We start from the raw sequence: 19189 nt of genomic DNA on the forward strand, positions 1-19189 counted from the left end.
AAAAATGAGAAGATTATGGAAAAAATCATTGGTTCTGTTTCTGGCTTTGATTTTCGCTGCAATGACTGTTCTTCCGGTTGCGGCATCTCAGGCAACAAGTTATACCTATACAATGGATGACCAGGATGAACTCGTGAGAACACAGGATGCGTACTTGCCAGACAGAACAATCACAGAATTAGGTCTCTCTGACCCGGAAGATATGATTATTGACGAAAATAATCAGGCATATATCGTTGACACCGGAAACAAGAGAATTGTAATTTATGATTTAAATACAGAAAAAGTCGTTAAGATTTTAAATAAGAAAACAATTGCTTCTAAGGATTTTGCAGGGTTTGATACTCCAAAAGGTATTTTTAGAACCAATGCAGGAGAGATTTATGTTGCAGATGGTGGAGCAAAGACGGTATTCAGATTTTCGAAAAATTTTGAATATGTGAGAAGATATGATGAACCGACAGCTCCAATTTTTGCAGGCACAAACTATGAGCCGAGCAAAATTGCTGTTGACAGTGGAAACAACTTATATATTGTATCTGAGGGTGTGTATGCCGGAATTATTCAGTTGGCCAATACAGGTGAGTTTTTAGGTTATTTTACATCCAATAAATCGAAACTCACACCACAGCAGATGTTCTTAAAGTTGATTTACACTAAAGAACAGGAAAAGAAATCAGCAGCATTGAACACACTTCCATCTACATTCTCGAATGTGTTTGTAGACAGAGAAGGTACAGCTTACTCTGTATGTATGGGTACAGGTAATGACTTGTTAAAGAAACATAGTACAAATGGTAAAAATATGTTTAATAACGGAGTTATTGCCAGTGATGCGTTTACAGATGTAACAGCAGATGATAATGGCATTATTTATGCCAGTGATTCTAAGGGATATATATGGGTATATACAAGTTCCGGAGAAGTGATTTTTTCACTTGGTGAGCAGGCAAATGATACGGACGTTTCCGGTTTGTTTTCATCATTGACAACAATTGCAATTGATAACAACGGAAATATCTGGACAGCGGATGGCAAGAAAGGCTATTTGCAGTCGTTTACACCGACAGAATATGCGACAACAATATTCAGAGCTTTGAAAGAATACGAGAACGGTGATTACAAAGAAGCATTGGAAGATTGGAGTTATGTATTAAGACTGAATCAGATGTCCGTGTTAGCACACAATGGTGTTGCAAAGGCTTATTATAATGATGAAGAATATGATAAGGCAATGGAACATTTTGAAATTGCCGGAAATAGAGACGGTTATTCCGACGCTTTCTGGGAGGTAAGAAATAAGTCGATACAGAAATGGCTTGGAACAGTGCTTATTATTCTTATCATACTTGTAGCGATTAGAATTATTATTGGATTTGTTGATAAAAATAAGGTAATTAAAAAGAAAAAACGTGCATTAGGACAGAAATTAAAGAATATACCGGTCATTGGTGAAATTGGATATGCATTTAAGTGTGCGAAACATCCGATTGACAGATACTATGATATCAGGGTACATAAGAATGGCTCTGTGGCAGCGGCAACAATTATTTATATTGTATTCTTTGGCGTATATATGTTGTATCAGACAGGAAAAGGATTTATTTACCAGTATACAAAGGTAGAGGACATGGATATGGGAGCTGTTGTTGTAGGTTTCTTTGCAATACTTATACTCTTTATCATATGTAATTATCTTGTGACATCTATTACAGATGGTGATGGAACATTAAAACAGGTCTATATGATTCCTGCATACGGATTAATGCCGGTTATGATATGTATGTTAATCACAACAGGAATGTCATATGTGTTGACATATAATGAGTCATTTATTCTTACAGTAATTATGATAATCGGATTAGGTTGGAGTATTGCAGTTATTTTTGAAGGACTTTCAACAGTACATGATTATGATTTTAAGAATACAGTAGTTAGTTTAATTATAACAGTGGTATTTATGCTCATTGCAGCCATTGTTGTTCTGGTGGTTATTATCATGTGGGAACAGTTATATGACTTCTTATTAACGGTAGGAAAGGAGATTATAAGAAATGTTACAGGCAGCTAAATATAAAAAGTTAAAAATAACAGCACTTGTTGTATGTCTCTTATGTGTCCTTTCTCTGGGAGCCGCTGTCGCAGCAGCGTTCCTGAATACAAATAGAGATACAAGACCGGCGCCGGATAAGGTGACATCAGGTCTTGAGAAGACAAATGCTTATGAACTCCTATGTGAAAGAGGAGATTACAAATATTATTTCAGAGATGACAGAGACATTATCTTAGTGGAAAATACAAAGACAGGTTACATTTGGAAAACAGGTGTTGACATTGCGCTCCCTACGCAGATTGAGGAGGCTTTGGATGTAGTGAACAGTGCGAAGGAAGATAAAGACCCTTCAGAAATCAAAGATTATGCAGAAGAGTTTGATTTGACGGTAGCTCAGGTAAAAGAGATTGCCAATACACCAAAGGATTCATCTTTTACAAATGACCAGTATGCTGCGTTTGCCAATTCCCTTATTACCGTAGAGTATTATACAGGTGAAGGAAAATCAATGAAGACAACAAGAGTTTCATCAGCTGCATATGACAGACATGATGGAACATCCGGTCTGAAAGAAGTAAACAAGGCAAATGGAGAATATGTTTTAGAGTGCCTGTTCGGTATTGAAAAAGAAGAATTAGGCGTGAATGTACATATTACATTCGGTGAAGATGGAAATATCACTTATGATATTCCATATGAAGAGATTACAGGTGATGCAGTTTCAAAAATTGCTAATATTATTATCACACCTTTCCTTGGAACAAGTGGTGGTGCAACTTTAGCATATGATAAGAATCAGGAAGACTGGGTTACTTTAAAGGGAAAAGAAATTACACCGGGATATGCATTGATTCCTGACGGAAGTGGTGCATTGGTAAGATTTTCTGATAATAAGGCTAAGTTTAGTGAATATAAAGGTAAAGTTTATGGAGAAGATCCGTCGATACAGCTTACATACTATGATTCATTAGGAGATGCTGTTCCGGTCAAAAATCCAACAATGCCTGTATTTGGTATTTCACACGGTGACGGAACTCAGGCGGCATTTGTTGCTTATGCAGATAAGGGTGATGCGTTTATGTCAATTAATGCAGCACCGTCATCCACAGAGGAGGGTGAAGTAAGATATACATATGCATATCCTTCTTTCAAATTTAACTCAGAATTTTATCAGGTTATCAATCAGGCAGGCGAATCATACAGAAAGATTCAGGATGAGCCAAATAAATTTGATATTTCTATGACATATCAGTTCCTGAGTGGAGATGGAAAGGATGGAAAACCATCGGCAGATTATGCCGGAATGGCAAAAGCCTACAGACAGCATTTGATTGATAATGGTATATTGACAGAAATGACGGCAGAGGGAAGTGATATTCCTATCAGAATAGATTTCCTTATGTCAGATTCGAAAAAGGGTGTTTTCTCAACACAGGAAGTTGCAGTTACATCGACAAAGGATGTCAGAAATATTCTTGACAAATTGTTAGAGGATGGAATCAGCAATATTAATTCAGGTTTGATTGGATGGCAGAGTGGTGGTCAGACATTGTCAAAACCAAACAGCACAAGTTTTTCAGGCTCCATAGGAAAAGAGGGAGATTTTGAAGATTTAATGTCCGATTTTAAAAAGAAGAATGTTGATATTTCATTTTCAAGGGATTTTACAACGATTAACGAAGATATGGTGAGCTACTATAATAATGCAGCAAAGCATATGAATACACAGTATTTAGAACTCGACAAGTCAGGCGTACTTCCGAAAAATGTTCCGGTAACGGAATACGGATATGCTGCACCAAAGAAGACAGCGCAGTGGATAGAAGATTTATATGAAGACTTGGGAAGTTTAAGCCCTTCATTTACAATCGATGGAGCATCTAACGTATTATTAAGTACATATAGCAGTGACGGAGCCGATACAACAGTTACTCAGGCAATTAAGTTATATCAGGATGCACTCGAAAAAATAAATAAAAATGGAACAAAGATTAATCTTGTAAATCCAAACCTTTATTTATGGAAATATGCAGGAAGGTATTTACAGTCACCTGTCGGAACATCACAGTATGTGTATGAGACAGATACAGTTCCGTTTTTACAGATGGTTCTTCATGGTACAATGGAAGTTTACGCACCGTATGCAAACTTCTCATTCTACTCAGCGACGGACCAGTTAAGAATGATAGACTATAATATTTCGCCATCATTTGTATTGACACAGGAGCCATCCTATTTATTGGCTTCGACAACTTCTTCAGATTACTATTCAACAGAGTTTGAACAGTATGAGGAATTGGTTCAGAAGATATATAAAGTTGTAAATGAGCCATTGTCACAGGTTATCGGATATCAGTGGGATGGAAGAAAAGTTTTACAGGATGGTGTTATTGCAAACAAATATGTGAAAGACGGAAGTCAAAAGAGTATTATTATTAACTATACAGACGAAGATGTGACAGTAAACGGTACAACAGTTACAGCAATGAGTGCAAAAGTTATAGAGGGAGGTGTTAAATAATGGCAGAAGAAAACATTAAAAAGACAACAGCTCCTGAACAAACGAAGAAGGCTGTAAAAGAAACAAAGACAGCAAAGCCAAAGAAACAGAAAAAAATGCGTACATATCAGCAGAGACAGGATAGAACAGGTTACATGTTTATGGCACCTTGGATTATTGGTTTTGCAGCATTTACATTATTCCCTTTTGTAGCGACAATATATTTGAGCTTTACAAATGTAAAGAAAACGACATTGGGATATCAAATTGATTTTACAGGCGTTAACAACTATGTGAAAGCATTTGTGGGCAGTACAGAGTTTTTACCGGCACTTTTGAAGTATTTACAGATGATTATACCTTATACATTTATTGTAGTTGTATTATCATTTATTATTGCATATCTGCTCTGCAAGATTAAGACAGGAAAAGGAATCCTAAGAACAATTTATTTCCTTCCTGTAGTAATTATGTCGGGTCCGGTTATGACACAGATTATGCAGGTACAGAGTGCCGCAGAAACAGCAGCTGATAAAATTAATGCAGCCGCAGAAAAAGCAAATGCATATTCAAATATTTTTATTATGCAGATTATTCACAGCTATTCGCCGGCACTTGCTTCAGGGCTTGCGGGAATATTTGACCAGTTGTCTATTATTCTCTGGTTTACAGGTATTCCGATTGTATTGTTTATCAACGGTTTACAGAAAATTAATGTAAGCATCTACGAAGCGGCGAGAATTGATTCTGCAAATGCATGGCAGATTATGTGGAAGATTACGATTCCAATGTTGAAGCAGATTGGATTAATTATTACAGTATTTACAGTAATACAGTTAGGTATGTTTAACTCAATCAATCCGGTTTACGAATTAATTGAAGAAAAGACCGGTGAGACCGGAAGCGGACTTGGATTTGCGGCAACATATGCCTGGATATATACGGTAATAGTATTGTTGATTGTAGGATTTGTATTCCTATTATTCAAAGACAGAAAACCGAAGGATATCAAGGCAAGACAGAAACAGGAAAAGAAATTAAAGAAATTAGAAAAGCAGCAGAAGAGAAGATTAGCTGCACAGAAGAGACATCAGGCAAAGGAGGCAAAGTTATATGGCAAATAAAAATACAAGTGCAAAGAAAATTGATTTGTCAGCGATAAAGAAAATTAACTTTGCCAAGTTAAAGAAATTAAAAGGTGTTGCAATTGTTTCAAAGATAGCAATTTATTTTGTACTTATTTGTATAGGATTTATATTTTTAGAGCCGATTTTTGAAATGATTTCTAAATCCATTATGACGGCAAAGGATTTGATTGACCCGTCAATTACATGGATTGCAAAGCATGCGACATTAGAAAACTTTAAAAATGCTACATCAACACTGAATATTCCATCATCATTGATAAATTCCATTTGGTTTTCAGCATTGCTTGCAATTGCACAGACAGCAGTTTCTGCTATGACCGGATTTGCATTATCCCGTTATACGTTTAGAGGACATAATTTATGGTTTGTAATGCTTATATTGGCATTTATACTCCCAATTCCTCTTTTGACAGTTCCAAGAATTATGTTATTTGGAACATTAGAAAATATCATTGGAATTAAATTAATTAATTCTGTAGTACCACAGTTTTTAATGGCTTTATTGGGACAGGGTACATATTCAACAATGTTAATATTGATATTCTATAACTTCTTTAATATGATTCCAAAATCATTAGATGAAGCAGCTATGATTGATGGTGCAGGTTCTATCAAAGTGTTCTATCATGTAGCAATTAGATTATCAATCTCAACAATTCTTGTTGTATTTTTGTTCTCATTTGTATTTAACTGGAATGAGACATACACAACTAATATTATGTTAGGTGACGCTTTGGAATTACTTCCTGGTAAACTGGCATTGTTTGACAACGGTGCTGCCAGCGGCTCAGGAAATGTAGTAAATGAAGCAAACCGTATGGCCGCCACTCTGATGGCAATAGCTCCATTGTTAGTTTTATATGCCCTGGTACAGAAACAGTTTATTGAGGGTATTGAGAACACCGGTATTACCGGAGAATAAAGTAACTGGGAAACAGTCATTTCAAAATGATTGTTTCCTGAGACAAAGCATATGAATGAAAGGGTAAAAATATGAAGATGTTAAAGAAAGTTGCTTCAATTGTTTTAGCATTGGCGATGGCAGCCACGCTTACTACAGTGAACCCTACACAGACAAGTGCGAAGGTCACAATCAAGTCTGGAAAGAAGATTACTCTTACAGTTGGAAAGAGTAAAACAATTAAGGTAAAAGAAAAAGGCGCTAAGTTTACTTCGAGCAGCAAGAAGGTTGCGACAGTAAGCAAAAAAGGCAAAGTGACAGCAAAGAAACCGGGAACATGTAAGATTACGGTTAAAGTTGGAAAGAGCAAAAAGAAAGTATCCGTAAAGGTTGGATTGGCAAAGGCAGCATTATCATCAGCGAGTCTTGCATCTGTAAACAGTGTAAAAGTAAACTGGGGTAAGGTAAAAGGAGCTACAGGCTATTACGTTTATTATTCCACAAACAGTAAGACCGGATTTAAACAGGTAGCCGTAAATGGTGCCAATACGAAAAGTACAACAATTAAAAATCTTGCAATGGGTCAAACATATTATTTTAAGGTGAAAGCTTTTGCAAAGGTAGGAAAGAAAACCTATACCAGTTCAGCTTTCTCGGCAGTAAAGAGTGTTAGAGTATACAAGATGGTATGGAATGATGAATTTAGCGGTACAAAGTTAGACACGACAAAGTGGAATAATAATGGTGCTACCGGTGCCGGCGGATATGGTAATCAGGAAAAACAAAATTATCAGATAGATTACCATGAGGTAAAGGATGGAAACCTTATAATTAAGCCACAGTTTGAATATAATCCAAGAACAAAAAAAGTAATTGATAATCAGATTTTTTCAACAAAACTTTGGACAAAAGATATGTATTCCTTTACCTATGGAAAAGTAGAGTTTAGAGCAAAATTACCGAAAGGTCAGGGAACATGGGCTGCAGCATGGATGTTAGGTAATCAGTCCAATTATGGTTCATGGCCAAAATGTGGTGAAATTGATGTATTAGAGACCACGAGTGATATTACAAAGACAATTATTCCACAGTCAATTCATTGTGATAAGTTCAACGGAATGCCTACAAGTCCGGGAAATAAATATAAGCATACAAAAGTGAGTGATGCGACAAGTGCATATCATACATATGGTATTATCTGGACATCCACATCCATTACTTTTACGATTGATGGTAAAGTAACGTGGACATATGACCCGGATATGTATGTAGCAACAGGAAAAGGAACAAATAATGCAAATATCTGGCCGTTTAATAAACCATTTTATTTGATTCTGAACTGTGCAGTAGGTGGAACATTGGGCGGAAATATTACACCGACATATTGGACTAAGATTGGTGAAAAGAAATATGATTCAGGTGCAGTCAATGAGATTTACCAGGATTATATGTATGTGGATTATGTAAGAGTATATCAATAGAGTGCGTAAAAGGTAAAATAATGAAAGTAACTGGGATATGGTCATTGCGTGGTGACCGTTTCCCGACACAACATATGAAAGAAAGGGAGAGAATATGAAGATGTTAAAAAAGGTTACTTCAATTGTTTTAGCATTGGCGATGGCAGCCACACTTATTACAGTGAACCCTGCACAGACAAGTGCAAAGGTTACAATTAAGTCTGGAAAAAAGATTACTCTCACAGTTGGAAAAAGCAAAACAATTAAGGTAAAAGAAAAAGGTGCAAAGTTTACATCAAGTAATAAAAAAGTTGCAACAGTAAGTAAAAAAGGCAAAGTGACTGCGAAAAAACCGGGAACATGTAAGATTACAGTTAAGGTTGGAAAGAGCAAAAAGAAGGTACCCGTAAAAGTTGGTTTGGCAAAGACAACATTATCATCAGCAAGTCTTGCGTCTGTAAACAGTGTAAAAGTAAACTGGGGTAAGGTAAAAGGCGCTACAGGCTATTACGTTTATTATTCCACAAACAGTAAGACCGGATTCAAACAGGTAGCCGTAAATGGTGCCAATACGAAAAGTACAACAATTAAAAATCTTTCAATGGGTCAAACATATTATTTTAAGGTGAAGGCTTTTGCAAAGGTAGGAAAGAAAACCTATACCGGTTCAGCTTTTTCTACAGTAAAGAGTGTAAGAGTTTATAAAATGGTATGGAATGATGAGTTTAACGGTACAAAGTTAGATATGAAAAAGTGGAATAATAAAGGTGCGACGGGCCGGGGCGGCTATGGTAACAAGGAATTACAGGATTATGAGATAGATTATTGTGAAGTAAAAGAGGGCAGCCTTATTATCAAACCGCAATTTGAATGGGATCCGAAGACTAAGAAAATAGTGGGTATCAAGAGACCGGAAACAACAAAAGTGTATTCCACAAAACTCTGGACAAAGAATCAATTTTCTTTTACCTATGGAAAAGTAGAGTTTAGAGCAAAATTACCAAAAGGTCAGGGGACATGGGCGGCAGCATGGATGTTGGGAAATGATTCCAATCATGGTAAATGGCCTATGTGCGGTGAGATTGATGTGTTAGAGACAACAAGTGATTTAACAAAGACAATTATCCCACAGTCAATTCACTGTAATAAGTTCAACGGAATGCCTACAAGTCCTGGAAATAAATATAAGCACACGACTGTAAATACAGCCACAAGTGAGTATCATACATATGGTATTATCTGGACGTCCACATCCATCACTTTTACAATCGATGGAAAAGAGACATGGACATATGACCCGAATAAGTATGTGGCAACAGGAAAGGGAACAAGTAATGTAAATATCTGGCCGTTTAATAAGCCATTTTACTTGATTCTGAACTGTGCAGTAGGCGGAACACTTGGAGGAGACGTCACACCGACATACTGGACTAAGATTGATGAAAAGTTAAGTGATACAGGTGTAATCAGTGAGATTTACCAGGATTACATGTATGTGGATTATGTAAGAGTATATCAGTAGGGTAAAGAACAAATAGTGAAAGATGAAAAGTGAATTATGAAGAGAAGTAACCTGTTTTTGATTCGCCTTTCATTCTTTGTACATACAATTGGGAGGTTATTGTATGGTTACAATCAAGGATGTTGCCAGAGAGGCAGGAGTGGCAATTTCAACAGTATCAAACGTTTTTAATAATGCTGATATTGTAAGTGAAGAAACAAAACAGAGAGTTTTAGCTGCAGTAGAAAAGCTTCATTATATTCCGAATATGAATGCGAAATTATTGAAGTCAAACAGAAAAAATACAATAGGCCTCTTTTTAACAAGTTTACAGGGAGACTTTTATAAAGTATTAACACAGGCGATTCATTTGCAATGCAAATTAAATAATTATCTCTTAAATATATATGTCAGTAATGATAATTCACCTGATGAAATATACAGAATGATTATTGCATCAGGCGTGGCGGGAGCCATTATTTATCATGAAGATTTGACAGGTGATTATGTAAAACGAATAGCCACAGTTAATATTCCAATGGTATTTCTTGATAGAAATAGCAAAGGAAAAAACATTTCAGGTGTATTGGCAGATGACAAGTTAGGTGCGACTATGGCAGTAGACCATCTGATAAAACTTGGACATAAGAGAATTGGTTATATGCATGGAAATGATTCCGGAGATGACAAGCATCGTTTTCAGGGATTTGTGGATATGATGCAGAAGAATAATCTTCCTATCGATGAGGACATTGTTTTAAGAGGTTATTATGAAGAATCATTGGCATATAGTGAAATGCGTTCGATGCTTTCCGGTGGAGTAGAGATTCCGGATGCTATGTTCTGTGCAAATGATGAAATGGCCTGGGGATGTATTCAGGCATTACAGGATGTTGGAATTAAAGTACCGGAACAGGTAAGTGTTATCGGATATGATGACAGTACATTGAGTGCATATTATGGCGTGCCGCTTACAACAGTACACAACCCAATTACAGAGATGGGCAGCGCCAGCGCAAATGAGCTTTTTAGACTGCTAAATGATGAAGGAGATAAGAGTGGTACAGTTACAAAGCTTTCTCCGAAAATGGTTTATAGAAGTTCTTGTGGAAAAAGAAAAAATTAACGAATTTATAATATTCATAAAAGGAGATGACAATGGAAAATTATAGACTTGAGGGGAAAACGTTTGTAATAGATGATTATGACAGGTTGCCGGCTTTCTCCAGTTTCCTTCCGGGTCTCGCAGGTGTGAAGGGTATTCCGATGTGGACTTTTTACACGAACAGAGGTCAGGGAATGAACAGTTTTGGTATTGACAATAAAGGAAATGCCATTATGGAGTTTAATTCAGCAAATACAGCTTTTGAAAATACAACAGTCAAGGGCTTTAGAACATTCTTAAAAATTGACGGTGAGTATTACGAGCCATTTTTCAAATATGAGGATGAGGCAAAACGTCAAATTAGAATGAACAAAAATAGCTTTAAAGTTATTGAAAAGAATGAAAAATATGGAATAGAAGTTACAGTGAATTATTATGTATTGCCAAATGAGAGTATCGGAGCTCTTGTGAGACAAGTTACTGTAAAAAACATAAGTGGAAAAGCGAAAGAGATAGAAGTAATTGACGGACTTCCAAAAATTATTACATATGGCATTGCCAATGGTGAATTTAAGGAGATGTCAAACTTATTTAAGAGTTGGGCGTATATAAAAAATATTGAGCATAAGGTTCCATATTATACATTGAGAGCTTCTAAAAATGACTCAGCGGAAGTGTCTGATATTGAGGGTGGTTATTATTACCTTACAATAAGAGATGGTAAGTTACAGGATGTAATTTATGATGTAGATACTGTTTTTGGATATGATTTATCATTAATGACACCGGCGAGATTTATTGAAGGTGGCATAGAAAACGTACTGGCGAAAAAACAGTGCTTTGCAAATAAAGTTCCTTGTGGATTTACTCCGTTCAAGGAAACAGTAGCTGCCGGAGCAGAAATTTCCTTTAATACGATGATGGGGTTTGCCGGTTCCGTGGAACAGATTAATGCCAAATTAGATACATTCTGCAAGCCGGGATATCTTGAGGATAAGTTTGTTGAGGCAGAAGAATTGGCAGACAGCTTTACCTCAGATGTCAAGACACATACATCAGCAGGAAAGTTTGACCAGTATATTGAGCAGTGTTATTTGGACAATTTCCTGAGAGGTGGTTATCCATATGTTCTGAACAAAGATGGAAATAAGTCAATTATCCACTTATTTAGCCGTAAGCATGGAGACCCTGAGAGAGATTATAATTTCTTTTCCATCGCAGCTGAGTATTATTCACAGGGTAATGGTAACTTCCGTGATGTATCTCAGAATAGAAGAAATGACGTGTTCTTTAACAAAGATGTAGGAGATTTTAATGTAAAGACATTCTTTAGTCTTGTGCAGGCAGATGGTTATAATCCGTTAGAAGTAAGACCAAGTCTTTTTAATGTTAAGTCAGGCAGAGAGGAAGACGTAAAGACATATGTACAGGAAAGTATTAACGGTGATGCATCTGCAATTCAAAAAATTGTAGACGGTAAGTTTACACCGGGACAGATTTCAAACACAATTGCCAGATTACAGCTAGACTTAAAAGTAGACGATGGAGATTTTATTGCTCACATTCTTGATAATTGTGACCAGAATATTGAGGCTGGTTTTGGCGAGGGATATTGGAGTGACCACTGGGATTACAATATGGATTTAGTGGATAATTATTTATCTGTATTCCCTGATAAAATCAATGAATTTTTATTTGAGGATAAAACATACAAATTCTATGACAGTGTCGCATTTGTAGTGCCAAGAGATGAGAAGTATGTAATTAACAATAAAGGAGCTGTACGTCAGTATGGCATGGAAGTGGAAGATGAAGATAAACTTGCAAGGGAAGGATTTAACAAGTGGGCAACAAACTGGTTAAAGACTACAGAGGAAAAGATTTATCATACATCTCTCGCTGTGAAAATGATTATTTTAGCGCTGAGCAAATTTGCCCAGTTAGATGTGGACGGTATTGGTGTCGAAATGGAAGGTGGAAAGCCGGGATGGAATGATGCTATGAACGGTTTGCCAGGATTGTTCGGTTCAGGAGTACCGGAAACATTTGAGTTAAAGAGACTTGTTAAATTTATTACAGACAATTTCAATGGAGAAGAAGAGATTGCCATTCCTGTTGAGATTGCAAAATACATGGAAGATGTTAAGGCAGCACTGGACGAATATAATGCAGGAAAGTTAAATGATTTTGCATACTGGGATAAGGTTGCATCCATTAGAGAAGCTTATAGGGAAACAGTTAAGCTGAGCATTAGTGGTGATGAGATTTCTGTATCAAAAGCACATGTAAATGAAATCTTTAGTGCATTTGAAACGAAGATTGAAAAAGGTATCGAAAAGGCAATTGAGCTTGGAAATGGATTGGTTCCAACATATCTTACACATGAGGCGACAGATTTTGAGCCTGTAGTGGATGAAAATGGTGAGCCGGTTATCAGCCATTATGGATTACAGAAAGTAAAAGTAAAGGCATTCAAGACAGTTCCACTTCCATACTTCCTGGAAGGACCGGCGAGAATGATGGGCTATGTGGATACAGACACAGCAAGAGAAATGTTCAATAAAGTAAAAGAAACAGGACTTTATGACCAGAAATTGGCTATGTATAAAACATCCGCATCGATTGAAGAATGTTCTATGGAAAATGGACGTTGTCGTGCATTTACACCTGGCTGGCAGGAGAGAGAAAATGTATTCCTTCATATGGAATATAAATATATTCTTGCAATGTTGAAAGCAGGACTTTATGATGAATATTATGAGACAATTACAAGAGCGTTAATACCATTCTTAGACCCAAATATGTATGGAAGAAGTACGCTTGAAAATTCATCGTTCCTTGCTTCCAGTGTAAATCCAAATGAAGATATTCATGGAAGAGGATTTGTGGCAAGACTTTCCGGTTCAACTACAGAAATGATTTCCATGTGGATTGAAATGTTCGTAGGTTCAAAAGTATTTACATATGAAGATGGAAAGCTAGTTCTTAATTTTGAACCAAAACTTGCTAATTGGCTTTTTGAAGATGGAAAGGCAACATTCAGATTACTTTCTACATGTGATGTCACATATGTAAACAATACAGGAAAGAACACATATGGTGAAGATGGAGCAAAGGTTTCTAAGATTGAAATTAATGGAGAGACAGTTGCAACAGAAGGAAAACTTGTAGGAGATTTGGCTGAGGCAGTAAGAAACGGAGAAATCGATAAGATAACTGTTTTCTTTGAATAAAATAAAATTTCATTGACATTTGTAAATGTCTGATAAGGTGACTTGTTTTAAAACATGTCACCTTTTTGTATGTGCAATAAAAATGCTTTTATTTATTGACAATGAAACGATTTTATAGCAGAATGAAATTAAGATTTTATTGCAATAAAAGGAGATAAAAATGGGCGATTTAAAATACTTAGATAAGAGGGGGACTTTTACACTCGATAATCCTGACCTTACCAGTTATTTGTATTTTCCGTTGGCAAATGAGGCAGGAATGATGAGTTCTATCACACCGGATTTGGGTGGTGATATTAAGCTGGACCAGAACACATTTTTACTGGAGCCTGTGAGTAGTGAAAATTTACATAATAATAAATCCAGCAGAAATTTTTGGGTTTATGTAAAAGGAAGGGGTGCGTGGTCTGCTACAGGCCGCTCTGCAAAGCAACAGGCAAAGTTGTTTGAAGAAGACAAAGAGCAGGTGAAGCTTACAGCAGGTATTATGTGGCATAAAGTGGAGAGAGAATCGGAGGAAATGGGTTTAAAGTCTGCGATTACCACATTTGTACCGCAATCAGAAGATAAAGTGGAACTCACAAAGTTTGAAATAACAAATACCACAGACGAGCCATTGGAAATTACATCTACAGTGGCAATTCCGTTATATGCCCGTTCGGCTTCGAATATAAGAGACCATCGACATGTTACATCGCTTCTTCACAGAACATATACAGTGAAAAATGGAATTATCATTTATCCAACACTGACATTTGATGAGAGGGGACATAATAAAAATACTGTTTTTTATGGTGCCCTTGCAAAGGAAGAAGAAAACGGAGAAATGGTTTCACCTATTAGTTTTTGTCCTGTATCAGAGGAATTTATCGGACACGGTGGAAGTTTTGAGAATCCATATATGATTATGAAAAATGTACCATTGCCATATAAAGCCGGGGAACAGGTAGATGGATTTGAGACAATTGCTGCAATCAGATTTCGGGATGTTATTTTAGCGCCTGGTGAAACAAAGACGTATATTGTGGCGCTCGGATATGGAGAGTCTGAGGCGGATATTACAGAAATAGGAAAAAAATATCTTATCACAAAGCATTTTGACAAGAGTTTGGAAGAAACAAAAGAGTATTGGCAGAATAAAATAAACGTTAGTTACAATTCAGCGGATAATGACTTTGATAACTGGATGCATTGGGTTAATTTTCAGCCAATGCTTCGCCGTATATATGGATGTTCATTCCTTCCTCATCATGATTACGGAAAAGGCGGAAGAGGATGGAGAGATTTATGGCAGGATTGTCTTGCACTCTTAATCATGGAACCTGAGCAGGTGAGACAGATGTTGATTGACAATTTCGGTGGTGTGAGATTTGACGGAACAAATGCTACGATTATCGGTTCTAAACAGGGCGAATTTATAGCTGATAGAAACAATATCGTGCGTGTATGGATGGACCATGGTGCGTGGCCGTATCTTACTACAAGTCTTTATATACAGCAGACAGGCGATATTGAATTTTTGAGGGAAGAAAATACATACTTTAAAGATTCACAAATCTGTAGGGGAGAGGATAAAGATACAAGATGGAATGATGCAAGGGGAAATAAACAAATGACTACAGATGCAGAGCCTTACAGGGGTACTGTTTTAGAGCATTTGTTAGTACAGCATCTTACATCATTCTTTGATGTGGGTGAGCATAATCATATCAGGCTTCGTGGCGCTGATTGGAATGATGGATTGGATATGGCAGATGAGCGCGGAGAGAGTGTTGCGTTTACAGCGCTGTATGGTGGAAATTTAAAAAATCTTGCAAAGGATATTAAGGCATATTCAGATAAAACCGGAAAAGATACAGTTACCCTAGCAAAGGAATTACTTATCCTACTGGATGCGGATAGTTCAGTGTATGACAATGTTGGTGGAAAGAATGGTATTTTAGATGAATATTGTCAGGCGGTTCGCCATATTATCAGCGGTGAAAAGGTTGAAGTGGAATGTGATAAGTTATGTTCCGTATTAAATACAATGTCTGATTGGATTTCAAAACATATCAGAGAGACTGAGTGGACGACGGATAAAGAAGGCTATTCCTGGTTTAATGGTTATTATGATAATAGTGGAAAGGCTGTAGAGGGAGATTTTGAGAGTGGTGTGAGAATGATGCTTACAGGTCAGGTTTTCTCTATTATGTCAGAAGTGGCTACGGATAAGCAGGTTCAGGAAATTGTTAAAGCAGCGGATAAATACCTTTATGATGAGGCAATTGGCGGTTACAGATTAAATACAAACTTTAATGAAGTTAAGACAGACCTTGGAAGAATGTTTGGATTTGCGTTTGGACATAAAGAGAATGGTGCGGTATTTGCACATATGGCAGTGATGTATGCAAACTCCCTTTACACGAGAGGATTTGCAAAAGAAGGATTTAAGGTAATCAATACGTTATACAAACATTGTAAAGATTATAATTTGAGCAGTATTTATCCTGGCGTACCTGAGTATGTAAATCAGAGAGGGCAGGGAATGTATCACTATCTTACAGGTTCAGCCAGCTGGCTTTTACTGACAGTATTGAATGAAATGTACGGAATTAAAGGTGAGTTTGGAGCGCTCAGATTACAGCCAAAACTTCTTGCTAAGCAGTTTTCTAATGGAATGGCAAGTGCAACCTGTATGTTTAGAGGGGTGAATATTACCGTTACATATCAAAATCCTTTCGGGATGGAAGCAGGCGCATATACAGTAAAGGAAATTTATATAGACGGTCAGAAGTATTGTGATGGAGATGTGATTGCAAAAGAAGATGTCGATAAATTAGGAGATAAAAGTCAGATTACGGCAATACTTGGATAAACGAGGAAGTGTTTTCATATAAAAAATATTTTACGAAGATGAAGGGAGATAAATTTATGTTTGAATGGGGCAGAGCAATTTGTTATTCGGGATATAGAGAGAATCAGAGTCCGCTTACATGTGTATATCCTACCTATGAGCAGATTGTAGAGGATTTAAAAATATTAAGTGATTTGGGTATTAAGTATATTAGAATGTACGATGCGGTAAGTTACGCTGAAATGACATGTCAGGTAATTAAAGATTTGGGATTGGATATGAAACTTATGTTAGGACCGGGACTTCAATCAGAGGTAAACAATCCGGGATGTCCATGGCTTAAGACAAATTTCTCAGAGAAGGAATTGAAAGAACGCGCAAAATTTAATGACCAGAGAGTTGAAAATTTAATTAAAATTGCCAATAAGCATCCGGAAGTTATTAATGTTGTCTCTATTGGGAATGAGCATACGCCTGACTGGGGAGCAAACAATGTTCCGATAGACAGATTAATTGGTTTTGCGAAAAAATTAAAAAAAGAAACGGGTAAACCTGTGACCTTTAATGAGGGAGCTTATGAGTGGATGCATCTTCAGGAGTTAGCGCAGTACCTTGATGTGATTAGCGTCCATTCGTATCCATTATGGCATGGACAGTCTATAGAAGAGGCATTAGATGAAAATAAAGAGTGGTACCAAAAAGTGAAAGAAATGTATCCGGATAAAGAAGTTGTATTTTCAGAAGTAGGCTGGGCTACAAGTTGTGTGGATTTTACCAATATGAAAGAGGGTGAAACTACAGAAGAAAAGCAAAAGCAGTATTATGATGAGTTCTGGGCATGGGCAGATGAAGAAAAGATTATTGCGTACATGTTTGAGGCATTTGATGAGCCATGGAAAGGCGGAAACAATCCGCAGGAAGCTGAAAAAAACTGGGGAATATTCAAGGTGGATAGGACACCGAAACTGGTACTGCAGTAAGATAAGTTATTAAATATTTATATTTTTGAATGAAAATGGTCTGATGACAAAATAGTCATTGGACCATTTTTATCATAGCTGGTAATGTATTTGAACTGTTTTTATTGTAATCGATAAATTAGGCGGAAACAGGTCAAATAATATATTGTTTACACATATTTTAATAAAATTATTTCAAAATTTTAAATTTATTTGAGAAAAAAGTGTTGTTTTTATGGTAAAAAAACAGAGAAAACTTTGTAAAAATTGCATAAATAAAAAGGTTTTTATATTATAGAATTAGTTGAAATGCACAATGCAGTATGATAATATAAGAATATCATTGATTGATGAGAAAATCATACATCGAGTAGAAAAATTAAAAGGAGGATATAATTTATGGAACTCAACAAATCAATTAAAAAAGTTTTAGCTTGCGTTTTAAGTTTGGCACTTGTAATAACATCCATTACAATCAGCACAAAACCAACAAAGGCAGCAGATTGGACATTTACATCGACACAGGTTGTTGCAAATGAGGCCAAGACACAGTATTTAGTAACTGTTGAATATAACGCATGTAATGAAGCAGAACCAGATAATTATTGGTATGCGGTTTATATTGACCAGGTGGATGATGAGCATTTGGGCATAGCGTCAAATGATTGGAACTGGTGGGCAGAAAAATATTCATATCCGGGAACGAATGAAGATGGAACACCAAAGTATGGAATGGTTGCAGGACGCCATATATTTGACAATGTTTGTAAGACAGCAAATGGGCAGGTTCTTGGCTTAGGTGAAACACATAAAATTATTGTTGTTGCATATGAGAGAACACCGGGCGCAACTCTCGAGGAAGATACATTTACAAAAGTAGATTCTATTGAGACAGAGGTAACAATTCCGTCTGAACTTCCTACATTCACAGATGAGGAACTGGCAATTAAAGATATGGAAAACTCACTTACAACAGACAGCAATTTAGCATTAGGCAAAGATACTTTCTGTAACTGGGCAGATGCAATTCCAGAGTTGACGGATGGAAATCTAGGAACCAGAGCACAGTCGACAGTGAAGGGCGATGATGATTATTTTGGTGTTGACTTAGGTGAAGTAAAAACAATTCGAAGAGTTGTGATTAAATGGGAAGCTTCCTACGCAGAAGAATATGATATTTATACATCAACAGACGGAGAAGAATACACAAAAGCAGCTTCCGCTGTAATGAATGATACAAAGAACCTTATTATTAAAACGTCATTTAAGGCAGTTGAGGCAAGATATGTAAAAGTCGTTCAGACAAAGGCATCAGGAAATTCAAAGGGTTATGGGGTATCACCTTTTGAAATGGGTGTATATGAAGGAACAATCGAAGATGAGACGACAACACCGGAGCCATCGACAGAAGATACAACGACAGCAGCTACATCTGAATTGGTATGGACAGATGCGGTTGCAGACAGTAAGTGGTATACAAATGGAAACTGGGA

At 36.6% G+C, this 19189-nt stretch carries 11 protein-coding genes; all 11 read left to right on the forward strand.

All coding sequences use genetic code 11. From position 1 onward, the window contains the following. The first annotated feature begins 4 nt into the window (after window positions 1-4). Window positions 5-2071, forward strand: a complete 2067-nt coding sequence (locus Q5O86_RS07280; protein ID WP_302626479.1) for a YIP1 family protein — start codon at window positions 5-7, stop codon at window positions 2069-2071. Then, window positions 2055-4574: a DUF5696 domain-containing protein gene (locus tag Q5O86_RS07285; RefSeq protein ID WP_302626480.1), complete on the forward strand. Its 2520-nt coding sequence runs from the start codon at window positions 2055-2057 to the stop codon at window positions 4572-4574. The genes Q5O86_RS07280 and Q5O86_RS07285 overlap by 17 nt, the downstream gene beginning before the upstream one ends. Continuing rightward, window positions 4574-5677: a carbohydrate ABC transporter permease gene (locus tag Q5O86_RS07290; RefSeq protein WP_302626481.1), complete on the forward strand. Its 1104-nt coding sequence runs from the start codon at window positions 4574-4576 to the stop codon at window positions 5675-5677. Before Q5O86_RS07285 ends, Q5O86_RS07290 begins: the two co-directional genes overlap by 1 nt. After that, window positions 5667-6623, forward strand: coding sequence for a carbohydrate ABC transporter permease (locus Q5O86_RS07295; RefSeq protein WP_302626482.1), 957 nt, complete (start codon window positions 5667-5669; stop codon window positions 6621-6623). Before Q5O86_RS07290 ends, Q5O86_RS07295 begins: the two co-directional genes overlap by 11 nt. A 71-nt stretch (window positions 6624-6694) precedes the next feature. After that, window positions 6695-8083: a family 16 glycosylhydrolase gene (locus tag Q5O86_RS07300; protein WP_302626483.1), complete on the forward strand. Its 1389-nt coding sequence runs from the start codon at window positions 6695-6697 to the stop codon at window positions 8081-8083. Window positions 8084-8177: 94 nt separating this feature from the next. After that, window positions 8178-9584: a family 16 glycosylhydrolase gene (locus Q5O86_RS07305; protein WP_302626484.1), complete on the forward strand. Its 1407-nt coding sequence runs from the start codon at window positions 8178-8180 to the stop codon at window positions 9582-9584. A gap of 103 nt (window positions 9585-9687) precedes the next feature. Continuing rightward, the gene (locus Q5O86_RS07310; protein WP_302626485.1) at window positions 9688-10689 is read left to right on the forward strand and encodes a LacI family DNA-binding transcriptional regulator; all 1002 of its coding nucleotides are present in this window, start codon (window positions 9688-9690) and stop codon (window positions 10687-10689) included. 32 nt (window positions 10690-10721) lie between these two features. Then, entirely contained in the window at window positions 10722-13901 is a 3180-nt protein-coding gene (locus tag Q5O86_RS07315; protein WP_302626486.1) for a cellobiose phosphorylase, read from the forward strand. 160 nt (window positions 13902-14061) lie between these two features. Next, window positions 14062-16758 carry a cellobiose phosphorylase gene (locus tag Q5O86_RS07320; protein ID WP_302626487.1) on the forward strand — a complete coding sequence of 899 codons (2697 nt, stop codon included), beginning with the start codon at window positions 14062-14064 and terminating at the stop codon, window positions 16756-16758. Window positions 16759-16814: 56 nt separating this feature from the next. Then, on the forward strand, window positions 16815-17717 hold the full coding sequence (locus tag Q5O86_RS07325) for a glycosyl hydrolase family 17 protein (protein ID WP_302626488.1): 903 nt from the start codon (window positions 16815-16817) through the stop codon (window positions 17715-17717). Window positions 17718-18095: 378 nt separating this feature from the next. Next, a partial coding sequence (locus Q5O86_RS07330) for a discoidin domain-containing protein (protein WP_302626489.1) occupies window positions 18096-19189 on the forward strand: 1094 nt, incomplete at its 3' end.

It is taken from the genome of uncultured Eubacterium sp. (genome assembly GCF_937958975.1).
Classification (GTDB): domain Bacteria; phylum Bacillota; class Clostridia; order Lachnospirales; family Lachnospiraceae; genus Eubacterium_G.